General features: G+C 73.1%; 20 protein-coding genes. 13 read left to right on the top strand and 7 right to left on the bottom strand.

Features of this window, described 5'->3' with window-relative positions; genetic code table 11:
• The first annotated feature begins 3 nt into the window (after positions 1–3).
• Entirely contained in the window at positions 4–630 is a 627-nt protein-coding gene (locus tag ACFPGP_RS02770) for a bacterial proteasome activator family protein (RefSeq protein ID WP_378586570.1), read from the top strand.
• Positions 631–652: 22 nt separating this feature from the next.
• On the opposite strand, the gene ACFPGP_RS02765 is transcribed toward ACFPGP_RS02770, so the two are convergent.
• Genes ACFPGP_RS02765 through serS form a run of 5 tightly spaced genes read right to left on the bottom strand, consistent with a single transcriptional unit; the run spans position 653 to position 4,739 of the window.
• Positions 653–1,273 carry a hypothetical protein gene (locus ACFPGP_RS02765; protein ID WP_378586569.1) on the bottom strand — a complete coding sequence of 207 codons (621 nt, stop codon included), beginning with the start codon at positions 1,271–1,273 and terminating at the stop codon, positions 653–655.
• A 17-nt stretch (positions 1,274–1,290) separates the two neighbouring features.
• Entirely contained in the window at positions 1,291–2,085 is a 795-nt protein-coding gene (locus ACFPGP_RS02760) for an HAD family hydrolase (protein WP_378586567.1), read from the bottom strand.
• Between the two features lie 2 nt (positions 2,086–2,087).
• The gene (locus ACFPGP_RS02755; RefSeq protein ID WP_378586565.1) at positions 2,088–2,603 is read right to left on the bottom strand and encodes a GNAT family N-acetyltransferase; all 516 of its coding nucleotides are present in this window, start codon (positions 2,601–2,603) and stop codon (positions 2,088–2,090) included.
• A complete protein-coding gene (locus tag ACFPGP_RS02750) occupies positions 2,600–3,478 on the bottom strand; it encodes an HAD family hydrolase (RefSeq protein WP_378586563.1) in 879 nt (292 codons plus the stop codon). Before ACFPGP_RS02750 ends, ACFPGP_RS02755 begins: the two co-directional genes overlap by 4 nt.
• Complete coding sequence (serS, locus tag ACFPGP_RS02745) at positions 3,471–4,739, bottom strand: serine--tRNA ligase (RefSeq protein ID WP_378586560.1); 1,269 nt, start codon at positions 4,737–4,739, stop codon at positions 3,471–3,473. The genes ACFPGP_RS02750 and serS overlap by 8 nt, the downstream gene beginning before the upstream one ends.
• A gap of 136 nt (positions 4,740–4,875) precedes the next feature.
• On the opposite strand from serS, the gene ACFPGP_RS02740 reads away from it, so the two are divergent.
• The 7 genes from ACFPGP_RS02740 to ACFPGP_RS02710 all read left to right on the top strand — a co-directional run bounded on the left by ACFPGP_RS02740 (position 4,876) and on the right by ACFPGP_RS02710 (position 14,422).
• A complete protein-coding gene (locus tag ACFPGP_RS02740) occupies positions 4,876–6,450 on the top strand; it encodes a bifunctional phosphatase PAP2/diacylglycerol kinase family protein (protein ID WP_378586558.1) in 1,575 nt (524 codons plus the stop codon).
• A gap of 197 nt (positions 6,451–6,647) precedes the next feature.
• Positions 6,648–6,815, top strand: a complete 168-nt coding sequence (locus ACFPGP_RS02735) for a hypothetical protein (protein WP_378586555.1) — start codon at positions 6,648–6,650, stop codon at positions 6,813–6,815.
• Entirely contained in the window at positions 6,812–8,476 is a 1,665-nt protein-coding gene (gene kdpA, locus ACFPGP_RS02730) for a potassium-transporting ATPase subunit KdpA (RefSeq protein ID WP_378586551.1), read from the top strand. The genes ACFPGP_RS02735 and kdpA overlap by 4 nt, the downstream gene beginning before the upstream one ends.
• Positions 8,473–10,533: a potassium-transporting ATPase subunit KdpB gene (gene kdpB / locus ACFPGP_RS02725; protein ID WP_378586549.1), complete on the top strand. Its 2,061-nt coding sequence runs from the start codon at positions 8,473–8,475 to the stop codon at positions 10,531–10,533. The genes kdpA and kdpB overlap by 4 nt, the downstream gene beginning before the upstream one ends.
• 24 nt (positions 10,534–10,557) lie before the next feature.
• A complete protein-coding gene (gene kdpC, locus ACFPGP_RS02720; RefSeq protein ID WP_378586546.1) occupies positions 10,558–11,169 on the top strand; it encodes a K(+)-transporting ATPase subunit C in 612 nt (203 codons plus the stop codon).
• Between the two features lie 29 nt (positions 11,170–11,198).
• Positions 11,199–13,718: an ATP-binding protein gene (locus ACFPGP_RS02715; protein ID WP_378586543.1), complete on the top strand. Its 2,520-nt coding sequence runs from the start codon at positions 11,199–11,201 to the stop codon at positions 13,716–13,718.
• Positions 13,715–14,422, top strand: a complete 708-nt coding sequence (locus ACFPGP_RS02710; protein WP_378586541.1) for a response regulator — start codon at positions 13,715–13,717, stop codon at positions 14,420–14,422. The genes ACFPGP_RS02715 and ACFPGP_RS02710 overlap by 4 nt, the downstream gene beginning before the upstream one ends.
• A gap of 85 nt (positions 14,423–14,507) precedes the next feature.
• Here ACFPGP_RS02710 and ACFPGP_RS02705 read toward each other — a convergent pair whose 3' ends face one another.
• Positions 14,508–14,975, bottom strand: coding sequence for a nitroreductase family deazaflavin-dependent oxidoreductase (locus tag ACFPGP_RS02705; protein WP_378586538.1), 468 nt, complete (start codon positions 14,973–14,975; stop codon positions 14,508–14,510).
• Positions 14,976–15,088: 113 nt separating this feature from the next.
• On the opposite strand from ACFPGP_RS02705, the gene ACFPGP_RS02700 reads away from it, so the two are divergent.
• Positions 15,089–15,448: a YybH family protein gene (locus ACFPGP_RS02700; RefSeq protein WP_378586536.1), complete on the top strand. Its 360-nt coding sequence runs from the start codon at positions 15,089–15,091 to the stop codon at positions 15,446–15,448.
• A gap of 16 nt (positions 15,449–15,464) precedes the next feature.
• On the opposite strand, the gene ACFPGP_RS02695 is transcribed toward ACFPGP_RS02700, so the two are convergent.
• Complete coding sequence (locus ACFPGP_RS02695) at positions 15,465–15,854, bottom strand: DUF4446 family protein (RefSeq protein ID WP_378586534.1); 390 nt, start codon at positions 15,852–15,854, stop codon at positions 15,465–15,467.
• Positions 15,855–15,924: 70 nt separating this feature from the next.
• Here ACFPGP_RS02695 and ACFPGP_RS02690 point away from each other — a divergent pair, with 70 nt between their 5' ends.
• The 4 genes from ACFPGP_RS02690 (at position 15,925) to ACFPGP_RS02675 (ending at position 20,047) form a co-directional block, all read left to right on the top strand.
• The gene (locus ACFPGP_RS02690; RefSeq protein WP_378586532.1) at positions 15,925–16,773 is read left to right on the top strand and encodes a prephenate dehydratase; all 849 of its coding nucleotides are present in this window, start codon (positions 15,925–15,927) and stop codon (positions 16,771–16,773) included.
• A 13-nt stretch (positions 16,774–16,786) separates the two neighbouring features.
• Positions 16,787–17,482: a nickel pincer cofactor biosynthesis protein LarB gene (gene larB / locus ACFPGP_RS02685; RefSeq protein ID WP_378586529.1), complete on the top strand. Its 696-nt coding sequence runs from the start codon at positions 16,787–16,789 to the stop codon at positions 17,480–17,482.
• A complete protein-coding gene (gene larC, locus ACFPGP_RS02680; RefSeq protein WP_378586526.1) occupies positions 17,479–18,678 on the top strand; it encodes a nickel pincer cofactor biosynthesis protein LarC in 1,200 nt (399 codons plus the stop codon). The genes larB and larC overlap by 4 nt, the downstream gene beginning before the upstream one ends.
• 118 nt (positions 18,679–18,796) lie before the next feature.
• Positions 18,797–20,047: an arginine deiminase gene (locus ACFPGP_RS02675; RefSeq protein ID WP_378586523.1), complete on the top strand. Its 1,251-nt coding sequence runs from the start codon at positions 18,797–18,799 to the stop codon at positions 20,045–20,047.
• The last annotated feature ends 67 nt before the right edge of the window (positions 20,048–20,114 follow it).

Genomic DNA, 20,114 nt, shown 5'->3' with positions numbered 1-20,114 from the left:
CACATGAGCGAGACCACCTCCAGCTCTCACCCCTCCGACGAGGACCAGGTCGTCGTGGTCGGCCCCGACGGCCAGCCGGTCGGCGCGGTGCCCGCGAGCGTGCTGGCCCAGGCCGGCATCGACCTCGGCTCGGACGACGACGACGGCGACGACCTCGGCGACGGCGAGCGCTCGGTCGCCGACATGGTCGAGCAGCCGGCCAAGGTGATGCGGATCGGCAGCATGATCCGCCAGCTGCTCGAGGAGGTGAAGGCGGCCCCGCTCGACGAGGCCAGCCGCAGCCGGCTCAAGGAGATCCACCAGGCCTCGATCAAGGAGCTCGAGGCCGGTCTGGCCCCCGAGCTGGTCGAGGAGCTCGAGCGGCTCTCGCTGCCCTTCACCGACGACTCGACGCCCTCCGAGGGCGAGCTGCGGATCGCGCAGGCCCAGCTGGTCGGGTGGCTCGAGGGGCTCTTCCACGGCATCCAGACCGCGATCTACGCCCAGCAGATGGCCGCGCGCGTGCAGCTCGAGCAGATGCGCCGCCAGCTCCCCCCGGGCATGTCGTCCGGCGTGCAGCAGGGCGTCGACGGTCGGGGGGAAGGCGAGGGCCAGCGTCGTCCGGGCGAGTCCGGCGGCATGTACCTCTGACCCACCTGGTCCGCCGGCGGCGTCAGTCGCGCGCGGCGGCCCGTCGTACGACGACGAGGCCGAGCAGTCCGATCAGCGCGAGCGCGATCCCGGGCGCGGCCATCCGGGTGAGGGTCTCCGGCTCGGCGCCGGCGACCTTGGTGAACTCCGGTGGCGGGATCTCGCCCGGTGGCGTCGACGCGATCGGCGTACCGGCGCCGAGGACGCCCTCGACCTGTGCGACGTACTTGTCGTCGGCGGGCGCGGTGCCGCCGCAGCGATCGGCCCGCAGCTCGGCACCCTCCTCGGTGACGAAGAAGACGTAGGAGTGGTCGATCCGCAGGTCGCGCAGGTCGCAGTCGCCCCGCGGCGAGACCACCGCGACGGTGTTGCTCGAGAGGGTGCCCGCGTAGAGCTGCTCGCCGCGGACCTCGTAGACCGTGGCGGGGTTCTGTGCGGGGCCGCTGGTGCCGCGGTGGCTGCGCACGAGGTCGCCGCTGAAGACGACGTCGGCGACCCGCGCCTGCTGCTCGAGGGTCTGCTTGCCCTGGCAGCTGCAGCGGGCGGCCTGAGCGGCGGTCGGCGCGAGCACGAGGGCGCACGCCAGCAGCACCGGCGCCAGCAGGGCAGCCGTCAGGGCAGCGATCGATCGAGGGGCGCGCACCCCACCATTCCAGCAGGTCACAGGTCGAAGACGGTAGCCAGGACCCGGGCCACCCCGTCGTCGTCGTGGCCCGGCGCCACGTGGTCGGCGGCCTCGACCACGGTCCGGTGCGCGTCGGCCATGGCGTAGGACGTGCCGGCCCAGGCGAGCATCGGCAGGTCGTTGGGCATGTCACCGAAGGCGATCACCTCGCCCGCCTCGATGCCGAGCCGGTCGCAGAGCAGGGCGAGCGTGGTGGCCTTGGTGACCCCGGCCGCGCTGATCTCGAGCAGCGTCGAGGTCGACGACCAGGTGATCGTGACCAGGTCGCCGACGGCCGCCTCCGCGGCGTCCCAGAACTCCTGGGGGGCGAGCTCCTCGTGCCGGGCCAGCAGCTTGAGCGCCGGGGCGTCGTACACCTCCGGCAGCGGGCCGCGGCGGCTCCCGTCGGGGACGGGGTAGCGCTCCAGGAACGAGGTCTCGAGCGCGATCCCGGCCAGGGTCTCGACCGCGAAGGCCGCGCCGGGCACGACGGCGCGGATGCGCTCGGCGGCCGCCAGCCCGACGTCGACCGGGATCGGCCGCTCGAGCCAGGGGAGGTCACGGGGCACGTCCCAGACGAGCGCGCCGTTGGAGACCACGGCGAGGCCGTGCGCGCCCACGTGGGCGAAGACGTCCTCGGCCCAGCGCAGCGGGCGGCCGGTGACGAAGACGACAGGGACGCCGCGCTCGTCGAGCGCCTCGATCACGGCGCGCGTGGTGTCGGAGACGGTGCCGTCGGAGCGGACGAGCGTGCCGTCAAGGTCGGTGGCGACGAGGCGCGGGAGCACCACGGCTACGGCCTCCGTGCCGCCGCGGGCAGCGGTCGGGCGAAGACGAGGTTGCCCTCCTCGTCGGTGCCGCGCAGGTCGGTGAAGCCGCACTTGGCGAGCACCTTGATGCTCGGGGCGTTGGTCGGCTCCACGCTGGCGCGCACCCGCACGCCGCGGGCGTCGGTCTCGGCGAGCACGCCCTGCAGCGCCTCCGTGGCCAGGCCCAGCCCGCGGGCGTCCTCGACCAGGCCGTAGCCGACCTCGACCTCGGGCTGCTCGACGTCGTCGTCCGGCGGGCCGAAGAAGCCGATCGAGCCGACCGCGACGCCCTCGCGGACGATGTGGCGGGGGCCCCAGCTGAGGTCCTTGCCGGCATTGGCGCGTGCGATCACCAGGCCCGCCGCGTCGACGTCGTCCTGGCGCGGGTAGTCGGGGTGCCACTCGGGCCGGCGGTGGCCGGCGCGGATGTCCGCGACCTCGCCGCGGGTCCAGACCACGAGGGTCAGCCGCGACGTGCTGATGGTGGTGGGCAGGCTCACCGTGCTCCTTCTCCCGAGCTGTCGAACCAGCGGTCGAGCTCGACCCTGACCCCGTCGTCGTACACGCTGGCGGTGACGGCGTCGGCCGCCTCGCGCACCTCGTCGACCGCCTGGCCCATGGCGACGCCGCGGCCGGCCCAGCGCAGCATCTCGAGGTCGTTGCGCCCGTCGCCGATGGCCAGCACGTCGGGCTGCTCCACGCCGAGGCGCTCGGCCACCAGGGCGAGCCCCGAGGCCTTGGACACCCCGACCGGCGCGAGGTCGAGCCAGGCGGTCCAGCCGACGACGTAGTCGGTGCCGTGCAGGCCGAGGCGGGACGCGAGCTCGACGAAGTCCTCCGCGGTGGCGCTGGGGTCGCGGATGATCACACGGCTGACCGGGCCGGCCACGATCTCCTCGACCTCGGTGAGGATCATGTCGCCGGACAGCTCGCCGTCGGGGAAGTGCGCGCTCACGCGGTAGCCGACGCCGCGCTCCTCGACCGCCACGAGCGCGTGGGGGTGGTGCTCGAGCACGGCGCGCACGGCCGGGGCGGCGTCGAAGGTCTCCTCGTGCACGACCTCGAGCGGCGGGTAGCGGAAGACCACGGCGCCGTTGGAGGCCACAACCCACAGCCGGTCACGCTCGGGCCCGTGCAGCTCGAGCAGGTCGGCGATGCTGGTCATGCCGTGCGGCGAGCGCCCGGAGGCCAGCACGACGTGCGCGCCGGCGTCGAGGGCGCGGTGGACGGCGTCGTACGTCGCTGGCGGGATCTGCTCGTAGGTCGCCCCCGCGCCCTCGATCCACTTCAGCAGCGTGCCGTCGATGTCGAGCGCGACGATCCGGGGGCGCCAGCCCGGGCCCGGCTCGCCGGGCGGCACGACCGCCTCAGCCATCGACCGGCTTGAGGACCTCGAGGCCGCCCATGTGGGGACGCAGCGCCTCGGGCACCCGCACCGAGCCGTCGGCCTGCTGGTGGGTCTCGAGGATCGCCACGATGGTGCGGGTCATCGCGCACAGGGTGCCGTTGAGCGTGGCGATCGGCTTGATCTCACCCGCGAAGCGGCCGCGGGTGTCGAGGCGGCGGGTCTGGAAGTCGGTGCAGTTGGAGGTCGACGTGAGCTCGCGGTAGCGACCCTGGGTCGGGATCCAGGCCTCGCAGTCGAACTTGCGCTGCGCCGAGAGGCCGAGGTCGCCGGCGGCCACGTCGATCACGCGGTAGGCCAGGTCGAGCTTGTCGAGGAACTCCTTCTCCCAGGCCAGCAGGCGCTGGTGCTCGGCGAAGGACTCCTCCATCGTCGAGTAGACGAACATCTCGACCTTGTCGAACCAGTGCACCCGGATGATGCCCTTGGTGTCCTTGCCGTGCGACCCGGCCTCCTTGCGGAAGCAGGGGCTGAACGCGGCGTAGCGCAGCGGCAGGGCATCACCGTCGAGGATCTCGTCGGAGTGGTAGGCGGCCATCGGCACCTCGGAGGTGCCGACGAGGTAGAGGTCCTCGCCCTCGATGCGGTAGACGTCGTCGGCGGCCTGGCCGAGGAAGCCGGTGCCGTCCATCGCCCGCGGGCGCACCAGCGAGGGTGCGATCACCTGGGTGAAGCCCGCGTTGCGGGCCTGCTCCATGGCGAGGTTGATCAGCGCCAGCTCGAGCTGGGCGCCGACGCCGGTGAGGAAGTAGAAGCGCGAGCCGGAGACCTTGGCGCCGCGCTCGATGTCGATCGCGCCGAGGATCTTGCCGAGCTCGATGTGGTCGCGCGGCTCGAAGTCGAACTCGCGGGGCGTCCCGACCGTCTCGAGGACCACGTAGTCGTCCTCGCCGCCGGCCGGCGCCTCCTCGGCCGCCGGGTTGGGGATCGACATCAGCGCCGACGTCCACTCCTCCTCGGCAGCGGTCTGGGCGGCCTCGGCCTCCTTGACCTCGGCGGCGAGCGCCTTGGTGCGGGCGAGCAGCGCCTGCTTCTCCTCGCCCTGGGCCTGCGGGATCTGCTTGCCGAGCTGCTTCTGCTCCGCGCGCCTGGCCTCGAACGTCGCGATCGCCTGCCGGCGGGCGGAGTCCGCGGCCAGCGCCCGGTCGACGACGTCGTCGGACAGACCGCGCTTGGCCTGGGCGGCACGCACACGGTCGGGGTCGTCGCGGAGGACACGCGGGTCGATCATGCTCTGAGGCTATCCGCCCGCACGGACGAGGCGCGCGCGCGTTCCCCAGGCCGTGGCCCGCCGGGGTCGTGGGAGGCGTGGTGGGCTGTGCGAGACTCGGGCGTCCCGTCGTCCCGCTCCCGAGGTCTGCTTCCCCGTGCTCGACCGATCCCGTGCCGTGCTCCTGACGTGGGCCGGAGCCTTCCTCGCGCTCTTCGCGCTGCTGGCGCTCGCCGCGACGCAGTCGTGGGGGCCCGTCGCCGGCGTCGACGACCGTGGCAACGGCGCCGAGGAGTGGGCCGTCGACGAGTCCTGGCTGCGCGAGCCGCTGCGGTGGATCGAGATCGCCTTCGGGACGATCGGCATCAACATCATCCTGCTCGTCGTCGTGGTGCTGCTGCTCCTGCGCCACCACCGCCGGGCGGCGATCTACGCCGCCGTCGTCGTCATCTCGACCCAGCTGGTCACCACAGGGATCAAGCACTGGCTGGGCCGCGAGCGCCCGCCGTGGCAGAACCCCTCCAACCTGATCTCCAGCTACTCCTTCCCCTCGGGGCACGCGTCGTCGATCACCGCGGTGGCCGGCGTGCTCGCCGTACTCGTGGTGATGCTCGTACGACGCTCGAGCGTGCGGCGCACCGTCTACCTGGTGCTGGGCGTGGTCGTGGTCGTGGTGTGCCTCGACCGCGTGCTGCTCGGCCGGCACTACCCCTCCGACGTGGTCGGCGGCTTCCTGCTGGCGACCGGGATCGTGCTGCTCGGGCTCGCGCTCTACAGCCCGCTGCCGCGCTCGCACGCCGAGGACGCCGAGCCGCTCCCGCAGGCGCTGCCCTCGGAGCGCCGGCTCGCCGTCGTGCTCAACCCGATCAAGGTCGAGGACGTCGAGCAGTTCCGCGCCACCGTGGCCGCGATGGCCGCCGAGGCCGGCTGGTCGCAGCCGACCTGGCACTACACGACCATCGAGGACCCCGGCACCGGGATGGCCGAGGCGGCCGCCGTCGCCGGGGCCGACCTCGTGCTCGTGTGCGGCGGCGACGGCACCGTGCGCGAGGTGTGCGCCGAGCTCGCCGGGACCGGCATCCCGATCGGGATCGTCCCCGCCGGCACCGGCAACCTGCTCGCCCGCAACCTCGACATCCCGCTCTACCTGCGGGCCGCGATCGACGTGGCGCTCAACGGCCAGGACCGGGCGATCGACATGGTCGCGGTCAGCGGCGACGGCTTCGAGGACACCCACTTCATGGTGATGGCCGGCATGGGCTTCGACGCCGCGATCATGGAGGGCGTCAATGAGGACATCAAGAAGAAGATCGGCTGGTTCGCCTACGTCATCTCCGCGCTGAAGTCGCTGATGTTCCCGGCGGTGCGCGTCGAGCTCTCCGTCGACGGCGGCGAGTTCACCAAGCACCGCGCCCGCACCGTCGTGGTCGGCAACGTGGGCTTCCTGCAGGCCGGGATGCCGCTGCTCCCCGACGCCGCCATCGACGACGGCGTGCTCGACGTCGTGATCCTGCACCCGCGCAACTTCTTCGCCTGGATCCCGCTGGCCTGGCGGATCCTCCTCAAGCGCCCGCACACCGATGAGCTCGTCGACCGCGTCGTCGGCTCCTCGGTCACCATCCGCTGCGCCACCGACACCCCCCGCCAGCTCGACGGCGACTCCATCGGCCCGGGCAAGGAGCTCCACATGGAGTGCATCCACGGCCGCCTCCTCGTCCGCGTCCCTCGCTGACCCCGTCGAACCGTCACTCAGACCGCGCGAGCCGTCAGTTCGGGCAGCACAACTGACGGTTCGACTGATCTGACTGACGGTTCGACTGATCTGAGTGACGGTTCGGCCGTAGGGGTGCCGTCAAGAGAGGATCCCGGGGCGTCAGGGATCCGTCAGGACGCGGGGGTGAGGGGGTCGCGCGGGGGTTGCATCGAGTCGTGACCGATGTCCTCTACGTGCTGATCACGGTGATCGCGTTCGCGCTGATGGCCGTCCTGGTCGGGGTCCTCGACAGGCGGCTGACCGACAAGACCCCCGACCGGAGCCCCCAGGTCGCCCCCGAACGTGAGGCGGCGCCGGTGACGTCCGAGGGAGGGGACCGATGAGTGAGCTCGCTCCCACCCTCGGCCAGATCGCGCTGCTGCTGGTGGCGCTCGCTGTCGCCGTACCGCTTCTCGGTCGTGCCCTGGCCGCCATCTACACCTCCGAGAAGCACCTCGGGGTGGAGAAGGTGACCTACCGCCTCCTCCGCGTCGACCCCGACGCCGACCAGCACTGGCGCTCGTATGCGATGTCGGTGCTCGGGTTCTCGCTGGTCTCGGTCCTGGCTCTGTTCGCGTTCGGCCGGCTCCAGCAGCACCTGCCGCTGTCCCTCGGCGTCGCGCCCCTGCCGGCGGACGGCGCGTGGAACACCGCCGTCTCGTTCGTCACCAACACCAACTGGCAGTGGTACTCCGGCGAGGTCGCCATCGGCCACCTGATGCAGGCTTCCGGCCTCACGGTGCAGAACTTCGCCTCGGCCGCCGTCGGCATGGCCGTCGCCGCGGCCTTCGCGCGCAGCCTGGCCCGCAGCCGCAACGGTGGCCGGGTCGGCAACTTCTGGGTCGACCTCGTGCGTACGACGCTCCGCGTGCTGCTGCCGATCGCGCTCGTCGCCGCGGTCCTGCTGGTCGCCGCGGGCGCCGTGCAGAACCTGCTGGAGCCCCAGACCGTCACCGGCCTGACCGGCACCGCCCAGCACCTCACCGGTGGGCCGGTCGCCTCGCAGGAGGCGATCAAGGAGCTCGGCACCAACGGAGGCGGCTTCTACAACGTCAACTCCGCCCACCCGTTCGAGAACCCGACCCCCCTCACCAACCTGCTCGAGATCTTCCTGATCCTGGTGATCCCGTTCGCGATGGCCTGGGCCTTCGGCCTGATCGTCCGCGACCGCCGTCAGGGCATCGCCGTCATGTCGGTGATGGCCATGCTGCTCGGCATCTCGATCGCCCTGGTCACCTGGGCGGAGACGGCCGGGCCCGGCACCGCTCCCGCCCTGGCCGGCGGCGCGATGGAGGGCAAGGAGGTGCGCTTCGGCACCGCCGCCTCGGCGCTCTTCGGCGCGGCGACCACCGGCACGTCGACCGGTGCCGTCAACGCCATGCACGACTCGTTCACCGCCCCCGGCGGCGGCGTGCTCCTGGTCAACATGATGCTCGGCGAGATCGCGCCCGGCGGCGTGGGCTCGGGCCTCTACGGCATGCTCATGCTGGCCGTGGTCACCGTGTTCCTCGCCGGGCTCATGGTCGGGCGCACACCGGAGTACCTCGGCAAGAAGATCGGCCAGAAGGAGATCTGGCTGGTTGCCCTCTACGTGCTGACCACGCCGGTGCTCGTGCTCGTCGGCAGCGCGGTGTCCCTCACCGCTGCCGACGGTCTGGCCGGCCTCCAGGAGTCCGGGCCGCACGGCCTCACGGAGGCGGTGTACGCCGTGACCTCGGCCTCCAACAACAACGGCAGCGCGTTCGGCGGCCTCACCAGCGGTACGCCGTTCTGGAACACGCTGCTGGGGCTGTGCATGCTCCTCGGCCGCTTCCTGCCGATCGTGTTCGTGCTCGCCCTGGCGGGCCGCTTCGCCGTCCAGCAGCAGCTGCCGGCGAGCGCCGGCACCCTGCCGACGCGGGGTCCGCTCTTCGTCGGCATGCTCACCGCCGTCGCCCTCGTGGTCGTCGGTCTCACCTACGTCCCCCTGCTCGCCCTCGGCCCGATCGCGGAGTCCCTGTCGTGACCACCCTGCTCACCCCCCGTCAGCTCACCGAGGCGCTCCCGGGGGCCTTCCGCAAGCTCGACCCGCGTCAGCTCGTCTCGTCCCCCGTCATGCTCGTCGTCGAGGTCGGCGCCGTGGCGACCACCGTCATGTCGGTGATCGACCCGAGCACGCTGTCCGTCTTCGTGACGGTCTGGCTCTGGCTCACCGTGCTCTTCGGCACCCTGGCCGAGTCGGTGGCCGAGGGCCGCGGCAAGGCCCAGGCCGCCAGCCTGCGGGCCCTGCAGCAGGAGACCACCGCCCGCCGCGTCCGCGGCGGCGACGACCAGCTCAGCCACACCAGCAACCTGGCCACGCTGCCGGTGGACGAGGTGCCCAGCACCACTCTCCGGGCCGGAGACGTCGTCGTCGTCGCGGCCGGGGAGCGGATCCCCGGTGACGGCGACGTGATCGAGGGGGTCGCCTCCGTCGACGAGTCCGCGGTCACCGGCGAGTCCGCCCCCGTGATCCGCGAGTCGGGTGGCGACCGCAGCGCGGTCACCGGCGGCACGGTGGTGCTCTCCGACCGGATCGTCGTCCGGATCACCTCCGACCCCGGCCAGTCGTTCGTCGACCGGATGATCGCCCTCGTCGAGGGCTCCGAGCGGCAGCGCACGCCCAACGAGATCGCGCTCAACGTGCTGCTCAGCACACTGACCATCATCTTCGTCGTGGTCTGCGGGACGCTCTACTTCCTCGCCGACTACAGCGACGCGCACCAGTCGGTGGTCGTCCTCACCGCCCTGCTGGTCTGCCTGATCCCCACCACGATCGGCGCCCTGCTCTCGGCCATCGGAATCGCCGGCATGGACCGCCTCGTGCAGCGCAACGTGCTCGCCATGTCGGGCCGCGCGGTCGAGGCCGCCGGCGACGTCGACGTGCTGCTCATCGACAAGACCGGCACGGTGACCTACGGCAACCGCCGGGCCACGGAGCTGCTGCCACTGGACGGCGTCGACCCCGCCGAGCTGGCCAACGCCGCACTGCTCGCCTCTCTCGCCGACGAGACCCCGGAGGGTCGCAGCGTGGTCAGCCTGGTCGACGGCGACGGCACTCACGGCGACCTCGAGCGACTCGCCGCCGGCGGAACGTTGGTGGAGTTCTCCGCCACCACGCGCATGAGCGGCCTCGACCTGCCCGACCAGGTCGTCCGCAAGGGTGCCCCGAGCGCCGTGATCACGTGGGCGCACAGCACCGGAGCCCCGGCCGCCAACGCCCGGCTCGACGAGATCGTCACCCACGTCAGCGAGTCGGGCGGTACGCCGCTCGCGGTCGCCGCGCGCAACGGCGACGGCAGGGCGCGCGTGCTCGGCGTCATCCACCTCAAGGACGTCGTCAAGGAGGGCATGCGCGAGCGGTTCGACGAGCTGCGCGCGATGGGCATCCGCAGCGTGATGATCACCGGCGACAACCCGATCACCGCACGGGTGATCGCCGCCGAGGCCGGCGTCGACGACGTCCTCGCCGAGGCGACGCCGGAGGACAAGCTCGCCCTGATCCGCCGCGAGCAGGAGGGCGGCCGGATGGTCGCCATGTGCGGCGACGGCACCAACGACGCGCCGGCGCTCGCGCAGGCCGACGTCGGCGTCGCCATGAACACGGGCACGACCGCAGCCAAGGAGGCCGGCAACATGGTCGACCTCGACTCCGACCCGACGAAGCTCATCGACGTCGTCGAGATCGGCAAGCAGCTGCTGATCACGCGGGGCGCCCTGACGACGTTCTCGGTGGCCAACGACATCGCGAAGTACTTCGCGATCCTGCCGGCGATGTTCGTGGTGGCCTTCCCCGACCTCGACGTCCTCAACGTCATGCGGCTCTCGACCCCCGAGTCGGCGATCGTCTCCGCGGTCGTGTTCAACGCGCTGGTCATCGCGCTCCTGATCCCGCTGTCGCTGCGGGGTGTCCGCTACACCCCGTCGTCCGCGTCGGCACTGCTCAAGCGCAACCTGCTGATATACGGCCTCGGCGGCCTCGTGGCGCCGTTCATCGGGATCAAGCTGCTCGACCTGGTCATCTCGCTCATTCCCGGACTCTGAGCCGGACCGGAAGGACATCCACCCATGAACGACCTCTACGCCCTCTTCCGGCAGAGCCTGGCGGGGCTGCGCGTGCTGATCCTCGCCACGATCGTGCTCGGCATCGCCTACCCGCTGCTCGTCACCGGCATCAGCCTCGTCGCCTTCCCCTGGCAGGCGCACGGCTCGCTGGTCACGGCCGACGGCTCCCCCACCACGGACCCCGACCGGGCCGTCGGCTCGGCGATCATCGGCCAGATCGCACCCGAGGGGCTGTTCCAGCCCCGGCCCTCGGCCGCCGGCGACGGCTACGACCTGCTGTCGACGTACGGCACGAACTACGGCCCGGAGGCTCCCGAGCTGATCGCGTCGATCACGGACACGCAGGCGACCATCGCCGAGCGGGAGGGGGTCGCGGTCAGCGACATCCCGCCGGACGCGGTCACCGCCTCGGGCTCGGGCCTCGACCCGCACATCTCCCCGGCGTACGCCGCCCTCCAGGTCGACCGCGTCGCCCGGGCCAACGGCCTCGACGTGTCCACCGTCGAGGATCTCGTCGCCGACCACACCGAGGGCCGCACCCTCGGCACCCTGGGCGAGCCGCGGGTGAACGTGCTCGAGCTCAACCTCGCCGTCCTGCGGGCCGCTCGGGGCTGACGGGCGTGGGCGGTGCGATCATCAGTGGCATGGCAGAGGAGCCGAGGCCCGGGCGGAGGCGGGGCCGGCTGACGGTCTACCTCGGCGCCGCCCCCGGCGTCGGCAAGACCTACGCCATGCTCGGCGAGGCCCAGCGCCGCGCCGCCCGCGGCACCGACATCGTCGTCGGGTACGTCGAGACCCACGGCCGCGAGAACACAGCCGCGATGATCCAGGGCCTCGAGGTCGTGCCGCGGCAGCGGATCACCTACCGCGACACGACGTTCACCGAGATGGACACCGACGCGATCCTCGCCCGCCGTCCCGCGGTCGTGCTGGTCGACGAGCTCGCGCACACCAACGTCCCGGGCAGCCGGCACGAGAAGCGAGCGCAGGATGTCGAGCAGATCCGCGCGGCCGGCATCGACGTGATCACCACGGTCAACATCCAGCACCTCGAGTCGCTCAACGACGAGGTCGAGCGGATCACCGGCGTCCGCCAGCGTGAGACGGTGCCCGACGACGTCGTCCGCACCGCCGACCAGATCCAGCTCGTCGACATGTCCCCCGAGGCGCTGCGCAGGCGCATGGCGCACGGCAACATCTACAAGCCGGAGAACGTCGACGCCTCCCTGGCGTCGTACTTCCGCGTCGGCAACCTGACCGCGCTGCGCGAGCTGGCGCTGCTGTGGCTCGCCGACCGCGTGGACGACGCGCTCGGTGCCTACCGTCGCCAGCACGACATCGCAGCGCCCTGGCCGACCAAGGAGCGGATCGTGGTCGCGGTCACCGGCGGCGAGGAGTCCGAGACGCTCGTACGCCGCGGGGCGCGGCTGGCACAGCGGGCGGCCGGAGCCGAGCTGATGGCGGTCCACGTGATCGCCACGGATGGCCTGCGCCGGGTCGACGAGTCGCGGATCGCGCGGGTCCAGCAGCTGGTCGCCTCGCTCGGCGGCAGCTTCCACTCGGTCGTCGGGGAGGACGTCTCGGGTGCCGTGGTCGACTTCGCCACCGGCGCCAACGCGACCATGATCGTCGTCGGCGTCTCGCGGCACGGCCGGATCAACCGGCTCTTCACCGGCAGCACCGGCGACCGGATCGCTTCGCTGGCTGGCTCGATCGACGTCCACCTGGTCACCCACGAGGAGGCAGCGCGGTCCGGACGGCGGCGTCCGCTGTTCTCCCCGCTGAGCCGGTCGCGCCAGACGGCCGGCTGGGTGATGGCGCTGCTGCTGCCCGCCGTGGTCACGGCGCTGCTGCTGCTCTCGACCGAGACCGACCAGCTGCCCCTCGTCGAGCTGTTGCTGCTGGCGGCGACGGTGCTGGTCGCGCTGGTCGGGGGGCTGCTGCCGGCCCTGACCGCGGCGCTGGTCAGCTTCCTCCTGCTCAACTGGTACTTCACGCCGCCGGTCGGACGGTTCACCATCGCGGAACCGACCAACCTGCTCGCGCTCCTGGTGTACGTCGCGGTGGCCGCGGGTGTCGCGACCGTCGTCGACCTCGCGTCGCGCCGGGCCGCCGACGCGACGCGGGCCCGCACGGAGGCGGCCACCATGGGGTCGCTCTCCCGCTCGGTGCTGACGGGGCAGGACACCGCGGAGGCCATCACCGAGCGACTGCGCGAGGTCTTCGCGCAGCGCGCGGTGTCGCTGCTCGCGAACACCGACGGCGGCTGGGTGGTGTTGGCCTCGAGCGGCGAGACCCCGGCGTGCTCGCCCGACGAGGGCGACACCCGGGTCACCGTCGACGACAGGCACGTGCTGGCGCTCTGCGGCGACCCGCTGCGGGCCAGCGACCAGCGGGTGCTGGAGGCCTTCGCCGTGCAGACCAGCCTGGTGCTGGAGTACCGGAGGCTCCGAGAGCGCGAGGACCGCGCGGCCGCCCTGGAGAGCGCCGACGCGACCCGCACCGCGATCCTGCGCGCGGTCTCCCACGACCTGCGCACCCCCCTGGCCACGCTGCGCACCGCCGTCGACGGGCTGGTCGGCGACCGCGGGCTCGACGACGAGGACCGCGCCGCACTGGTCGAGGCGGTCGGCTCCTCGGCCGAGCAGCTCGAGCGCCTCATCGACAACCTGCTCGACCTGTCCCGGCTGCAGACCGGGCTGCTCCACCCGGTCTTCCGCGAGCGCAGCCTCGACGAGGTGCTGCCGCTCGCAGTCGCGGGCCAGCCTCCCGGCGCGGTCACGCTCGAGGTCGAGGAGTCGACGCCCTTGGTGCACACCGACGCGGGCCTGCTCGAGCGGGTCGTGGCCAACCTGGTGTCCAACGCCGTGCGTGCCTCGGCCGGCAAGCCCGTGCGGGTGCTCGCCCACGTGCTGCCCGGCACCGTCGACATCATGGTGGTCGACCGCGGACCCGGCGTCCCCCCGGAGGAACGCGGACGGATGTTCGAGCCGTTCCAGCGCCTCTCCGACCGGTCGGCCGGTGGCCTCGGCCTCGGGCTCGCGGTCGCGCGCGGGCTGACCGAGGCGCTCGGCGGCACCCTGTCGGCCGAGGACACCCCCGGCGGCGGGCTCACCATGGTGCTCTCGCTGCCGCGGACCCGGCCCTCGCAGGACGCCGCATGAGCACACCCGGGGGCACCGGACGCCGGAAGTACCGCGTGCTCGTCGTCGACGACGAGCCCGCGCTGGCCCGCGCCCTCGCGATCAACCTGCGCGCGCACGGTTGGGAGGTCGTCACCGCCGCTGACGGGCGCTCGGCGCTCGACGCCGCCGCGACCACCCACCCCGACGTCGTCGTGCTCGACCTCGGGCTGCCCGACCTCGACGGCACCGAGGTGATCGCCGGCCTGCGCGGGTGGACGAGCGTGCCGATCGTCGTGCTGTCCGCGCGGCAGCACGGCGAGGACAAGGTGGAGGCGCTCGACCTCGGCGCCGACGACTACGTCACCAAGCCCTTCGCGATGAACGAGCTGATGGCCCGGCTCCGCGCCGCCGTACGACGGGGCGCGGCCGCCGCCCCCGAGGAGTCGGTCGTCGAGGTCGGCGACCTCTCGATCGACCTCGCCCGCAAGCGGGTCGCCCGGGCCGGCGAGGACGTCCGCCTGACCCCGACCGAGTGGGCCTTCCTCGAGCTGCTCGCCCGCAACGTCGGCAGGCTGGTCTCGCGCGAGCAGGTGCTGCGCGAGGTCTGGGGCCCGGCGTACGAGCACGAGACGCACTACCTCCGGGTGTACGCCGCGCAGCTGCGCCGCAAGCTCGAGGCCGACCCCTCCCACCCGCGGTACATCGTCACCACCAGCGGCCTGGGCTACACCCTCGAGCCCTGAACGCGTCGAACCGTCACTCAGATCGCTCGAACCGTCAGTTCGGGCAGCCCCACTGACGGCTCGACTGATCTGAGTGACGGTTCGGCTAGGAGGGGGTGAGGTGGAAGACGGGGATCTCGCGGTCGGTGAGGGAGGCGTAGTGGACGTAGTTGGGCCAGGTGGCGGTCATCACCGACCAGGCGCGGGTGCGGTCGTCGCCGGTGAGCAGGCGGGGGGTGACGGTGTGGGTGCGCCCGCGGAAGACGACACGGGCCCGGTCGGCGTCGCGGAGGTTGAGCACCCAGGCCGGCAGGTCGGGGGCGCCCCAGTTGGAGCCGGCGACCAGCCAGCCGCCCTCGTGGGGGACGCACAGCAGCGGGGTGGTCCGGTCGATCCCGGACCTCCTCCCGGGCACCGTGAGCGTCACCTCGGGCAGGCCGGCCAGCGTGAGCAGGTTGAACCGACCACGCGTCAGCCGCTGGATCAGCAGGTCGCCGCGCACGATCACCCCGGCGAACCGGTGCAGCCACGGCTGGCGGCCGACCACCACCGCCAGCCGGGTCATCGGGTTCATGGCCGGAGGCTACCGGCCGCCCGTGACCACCGAGGCTGCCTTCCCGGTCCCCCTTCTCAGTACCGGACCGGACCGGGGATGACCGGCGGCCCACCGGCGCCCACACTGACGAGGTGGTGTTCGACGAGACCGAGATCCGGATGGCCGAGCGGCGCATGGTCGCGGCGCTGGAGTCCGACGACCGCTTCGCGTGGGTCGCGGAGTACACCGACGACGCGGTCTTCGACGCCGGCGAGCCGGTGCGCGGCCGCGAGGCGCTGCTGGAGATGGCGGCGCACATGACCCCGCTGCGCGACGTCTCGATCACGCCGCTGCACACCGAGGGCAGCGGCGACCGGGCGGCCGTCTGGTGCGAGGCGACGTGGACCAGCGGGCCGGAGGACGCACGGCGCGAGGTGCAGATGCGCGGCATCCTGGTCTGGCGCCGCGAGCCCGACGGCGTGTGGCGCGTGGCGATCGAGCACCTGGCCTGACCCCGGCGGCGCCGCCTCACGGGCGCGCATGGGCGATCGCCTCCTCCTCCTCGGGGGAGAGTTGCTGCTCGCACTGCCACGACGCGACGCTCTTGGCGTAGGTGCGGGCCTCGCTGCGGCCGTGGATCGAGGTGAGCACGACCCCGTGGCCGGCGTCGTCGAGCAGCGCCAGCGACCACGAGAGGTGCCCGCCCATGTCGCCGAAGGCGTCGTAGCGCACCAGCGCGAGGTGGCGCAGCGCGTCCTGCGCCTCGAGCCGCAGCGCCGCGACCTCCTGGCGCAGCCCGTGCACGTCCTCGGGCAGGTCGTCGCCCGACGCCCGGCGCGCGGTGGACCCCCGCCAGGCCAGGAACGCGAGCACCGCGGCTACGGCGGCGAGCAGCAGGGCGAGGACGTCGAGCACCACGGTCGTGAGCCTATGACCGTCGGGTGGTCGTACGACGGCGGCGCGAGCGGGCGCGTGGGAAAATGCCGGGGTGAGCCCCGCAACCGCCCGCCGCATCGCCTACCAGGGCGAGCCGGGCGCCAACTCCCACCTCGTGTGCCGCGAGCAGTACCCCCACCTCGAGGCCGTCGCCTGCGCGTCGTTCGAGGACGTCTTCGCGACCGTGGAGAGCGGTGAGGCGGACCTCGCGATGATCCCGATCGACAACTCGATCGCCGGCCGGGTGGCCGACATCCACCACTTCCTGCCGCAGTCCGACCTGCACATCGTCGCCGAGCACTTCCTGCGCATCCAGTTCACGCTGATGGCGGTGCCGGGCGCGACGCTCGACACGATCAAGACCGTGCACAGCCACGTGCACGCGCTCGGGCAGTGCCGCAAGGTGATCCGCGAGCTCGGCCTCACCTCGGTCGTCTCCGGCGACACCGCCGGCGCCGCGCGCGAGATCGCCGAGGCACAGGACCCCACCCAGGCCGCGATCGCGCCGCCGCTGGCCGCCGAGATCTACGGCCTCGACATCCTGCGCGACGACGTCGAGGACGAGGAGCACAACACCACCCGCTTCGTCGTGCTGTCCCGCGACTACGTCGAGGCGCCGGCCGGGCAGGGCCCCGTCGTCACGTCGTTCGTCTTCAACGTGCGCAACCTGCCGGCCGCGCTCTACAAGGCGCTGGGCGGCTTCGCCACCAACGGCGTGAACATGACCAAGCTCGAGAGCTACATGGTCGGCGGGGAGTTCACCGCGACCCAGTTCCTCGCCGAGGTCGACGGCCACCCGAGCGACCCCGGCGTGGCCCGGGCGCTCGAGGAGCTCGCGTTCTTCACCACCGATGTCAAGGTGCTCGGGGTCTACCCGGCCGACCCGGAGCGCCGCGGCTGAGTAGATTCGCCGCGTGACCCACGACGGCGACCCCCGCACCGAGGACCTCGGCTTCGCGCGCGTCGACCTCGACCGCGCGGCGCGCACCGGCGACGCCGAGGTCGTGTACGGCGCCGGCAAGACCCCCGAGCAGGTCGTCGCGATCCTGCGCACCCTGCACGACCGGCACCCCGAGCGCGCGGTGCTGGCAACCCGTCTCTCCGACGAGGCGATGCAGGCCGCGGCCGGCACGGGCGCCGACGTCGACGAGGTGGCCCGGGCCGCCGTGCTCGGCCCGCTGCCGACCACGCAGGGGCTGGTGCGGGTGGTGAGTGCCGGCACCTCCGACGCGCCCGTCGCCCGCGAGGCCGCCCTGGCCGCCCGCGTGCACGGGGCCGAGGTCGACGAGGTGCGCGACGTCGGCGTGGCCGGCCTCCACCGCCTGCTCGCCGTCCACGACAAGCTCCACGACGCCGACTGCCTCGTCGTCGTCGCCGGCATGGAGGGGGCGCTGCCCTCGGTCGTCGGCGGGCTGACCGGCGTGCCGATGGTCGCGGTGCCCACGAGCGTCGGGTACGGCGCGTCGTTCGGCGGGCTGGCCGCGCTGCTGGCGATGCTCAACTCCTGCGCTCCCGGCGTGGTGGTGGTCAACATCGACAACGGCTACGGCGCCGGTGTGCACGCCGCCCGCGTCGCCCGCCGGGCCGCGCCCCGCGGGAGCGCGGGGTGACGCTCTGGGTCGACGCCTCCTCCGGCGCCAGCGGCGACATGCTGCTCGGCGCGCTGGTGGGCGCCGGGGTCCCGCTCGAGGTGCTGCAGACCGCCGTCGACGCGATCGCCCCCGAGCCGGTCGGCCTCCGGGCCGAGCAGGTACGCCGCGGCGCGCTGGCCGCCACCCGGGTGCACGTGGACGTCGACGACTCCGTCCACCACCGCACCTGGCGCGACGTCCGGGCCCTGCTCGAGGCGGCCGACCTGGCCGACGGCGTGCGCGCCACCGCCCTGGCGGCGTTCGGGCGGCTGGCGGTCGCCGAGGCGCGGGTGCACGGCACCGATCCCGAGGACGTCCACTTCCACGAGGTCGGCGCGCTCGACGCGATCGCCGACGTGGTGGGCGCCGCCGCCGGCTTCGAGCACCTCGGCCACCGCGACCGCGCGGTCGTGGTCTCACCGGTCGCGGTCGGCTCCGGGTCGGTGCGCTCCGCCCACGGCACCCTGCCCGTGCCCCCGCCCGCGGTCGCGGAGCTGCTCCGCGGCGTCCCGTCGTACGCCGGCCCGCCGGGCTCGCCCGCGATGGAGCTGTGCACCCCGACCGGCGCGGCCCTGCTCACCACCGTCGCGACCGGGTGGGGCCCGCAGCCGCCCCTGGTGACCACGGCGATCGGCGTCGGCGCCGGCGGACGCGACCCCGAGGGCCACGCCAACGTGCTGCGGCTGCTCGTCGGCGAGACCGCGCCGCACCACGCCCACCCCCACGGCACCGACGACCCCCTGCTGCTCGAGACCAACGTCGACGACCTCGACCCGCGGGTCTGGCCGGCCGTGATCGCGGCGCTGCTCGCGGCCGGCGCCTCCGACGCGTGGCTGACGCCGATCCTGATGAAGAAGGGGCGTCCCGCCCACACCCTCAGCGTGCTGGTCAGTGGGAGCCGTGCCGGGGCCGTGCGGGCGGTGGTGTTCCGCGAGACCTCGGCGATCGGGCTGCGCGAGCAGCCGGTGACCAAGCACGCCCTCGACCGCGAGATCGTGTCGGTCGAGGTCGGCGGGCAGCCGGTCGCGGTCAAGCTCGCCCGCCACGAGGGCGTCGTGGTCAACGCCCAGCCGGAGTACGACGACGTCGCCCGCGCCGCGGCCGCCCTCGGTCGTCCGGTCGCCGAGGTGCTGGCCGACGCCGCGGCGGCCAGCCGGCGCTTCGTCACCGGCTGACCGGAGCACGCGCCGGGCCGGCCAGTGGCGACGTGGCGAGCGCCACGCTGGACACCCGAGCCCACCCGGGAGGAGGCCGTGGCCGCACGGGAGTGAGCGACGTGGCTAGGCTGCGCGCATGGTCACCCCAGAGGTCCCGGGCGGGGAGGCGCCGCTCGGCGCCGACAGCGAGGTCGGTCGGCTGCGCACGGTCATGCTCCACCGGCCGGGCCCCGAGCTCAAGCGGCTCACGCCCCGCAACAACGACCGCCTGCTCTTCGACGGCATCCCCTGGGTCAGCCGCGCGCAGGACGAGCACGACGGCTTCGCCGAGGCGCTGCGGTCCCGCGGGGTCGAGGTCCTCTACCTGACCGAGCTGCTCACCGAGACCTTCGCCTCCGACCTCGCCCGCCACCACGCGATCACCACCACGCTCAACGGGCTGCACCTCGGCGACACGCTGCGCGACTACCTCGCGCGCTTCCTCGGCGAGTGCTCCCCCGCCGACCTCACCGGCTACCTCACCGCTGGCATCCGCAACGACGAGGTGCGCGGCGGCCAGGGCATCGTGACCGCGCTGCTGCCCAGCGACGACTTCCTGATCGACCCCCTGCCCAACCTGCTGTTCACCCGCGACTCCAGCGTGTGGGTGCGCGACCGGGTCGCGGTCACCTCGCTGGCCATGCCCGCGCGGCGCCGCGAGACGCAGCTGACCGAGCTGATCTACACCGAGCACCCACGCTTCGCCGGCACCCGGCGGATCCACGGCTGGCACCACGAGCACGTCGAGGGCGGCGACGTCCTGCTGCTCGCCCCGGGCGTGATCGCGGTCGGCGTCGGCGAGCGCACCACCCCGGCCGGTGTCGAACGGCTGGCGCGGCAGGCCTTCCACGCCGACCTCGCGCACACGGTGCTCGCCGTACCGATCGCGCAGGAGCGGGCCACGATGCACCTCGACACCGTCTGCACGATGGTCGACGTCGACAAGATCGTGATGTACCCCAACGTCGCCGACTCGCTGCGCGCGCACGCCGTCACCGTCGCCGACCGCAGCGGCGAGGGCGCCCACGAGCTGGTGCTCGACGTGGCGCCCGCCGAGCCGTTCCTGGTCGCCGCGGCGAAGGCGATGGAGATCGACACGCTCCACCAGATCGACACCGGCCTCGACCCCGTCACCGCCGAGCGCGAGCAGTGGGACGACGGCAACAACACCCTGGCCCTCGCGCCCCGGGTGGCCGTCGCCTACGAGCGCAACGTCGAGACCAACGACCGCCTCGAGGACGCCGGCATCGAGGTCGTGCGGATCGCCGGCTCCGAGCTCGGCTCCGGCCGCGGCGGGCCCCGCTGCATGTCGTGCCCGGTGTCGCGTGAACCCCTGCCCGTCGACTGACCGCGGACCTTCGCAGCGTCATACGCCCAGCCGGTCAGGACCGGCAAGGCGTATGACGTCCGCCCGG

Source organism: Nocardioides taihuensis, assembly GCF_042657275.1.
Taxonomy (GTDB): Bacteria; Actinomycetota; Actinomycetes; order Propionibacteriales; family Nocardioidaceae; genus Nocardioides; species Nocardioides taihuensis.
Note: the sequence above shows the minus strand (reverse complement) of the source record. Positions and strands in the feature narration are given on the sequence as shown.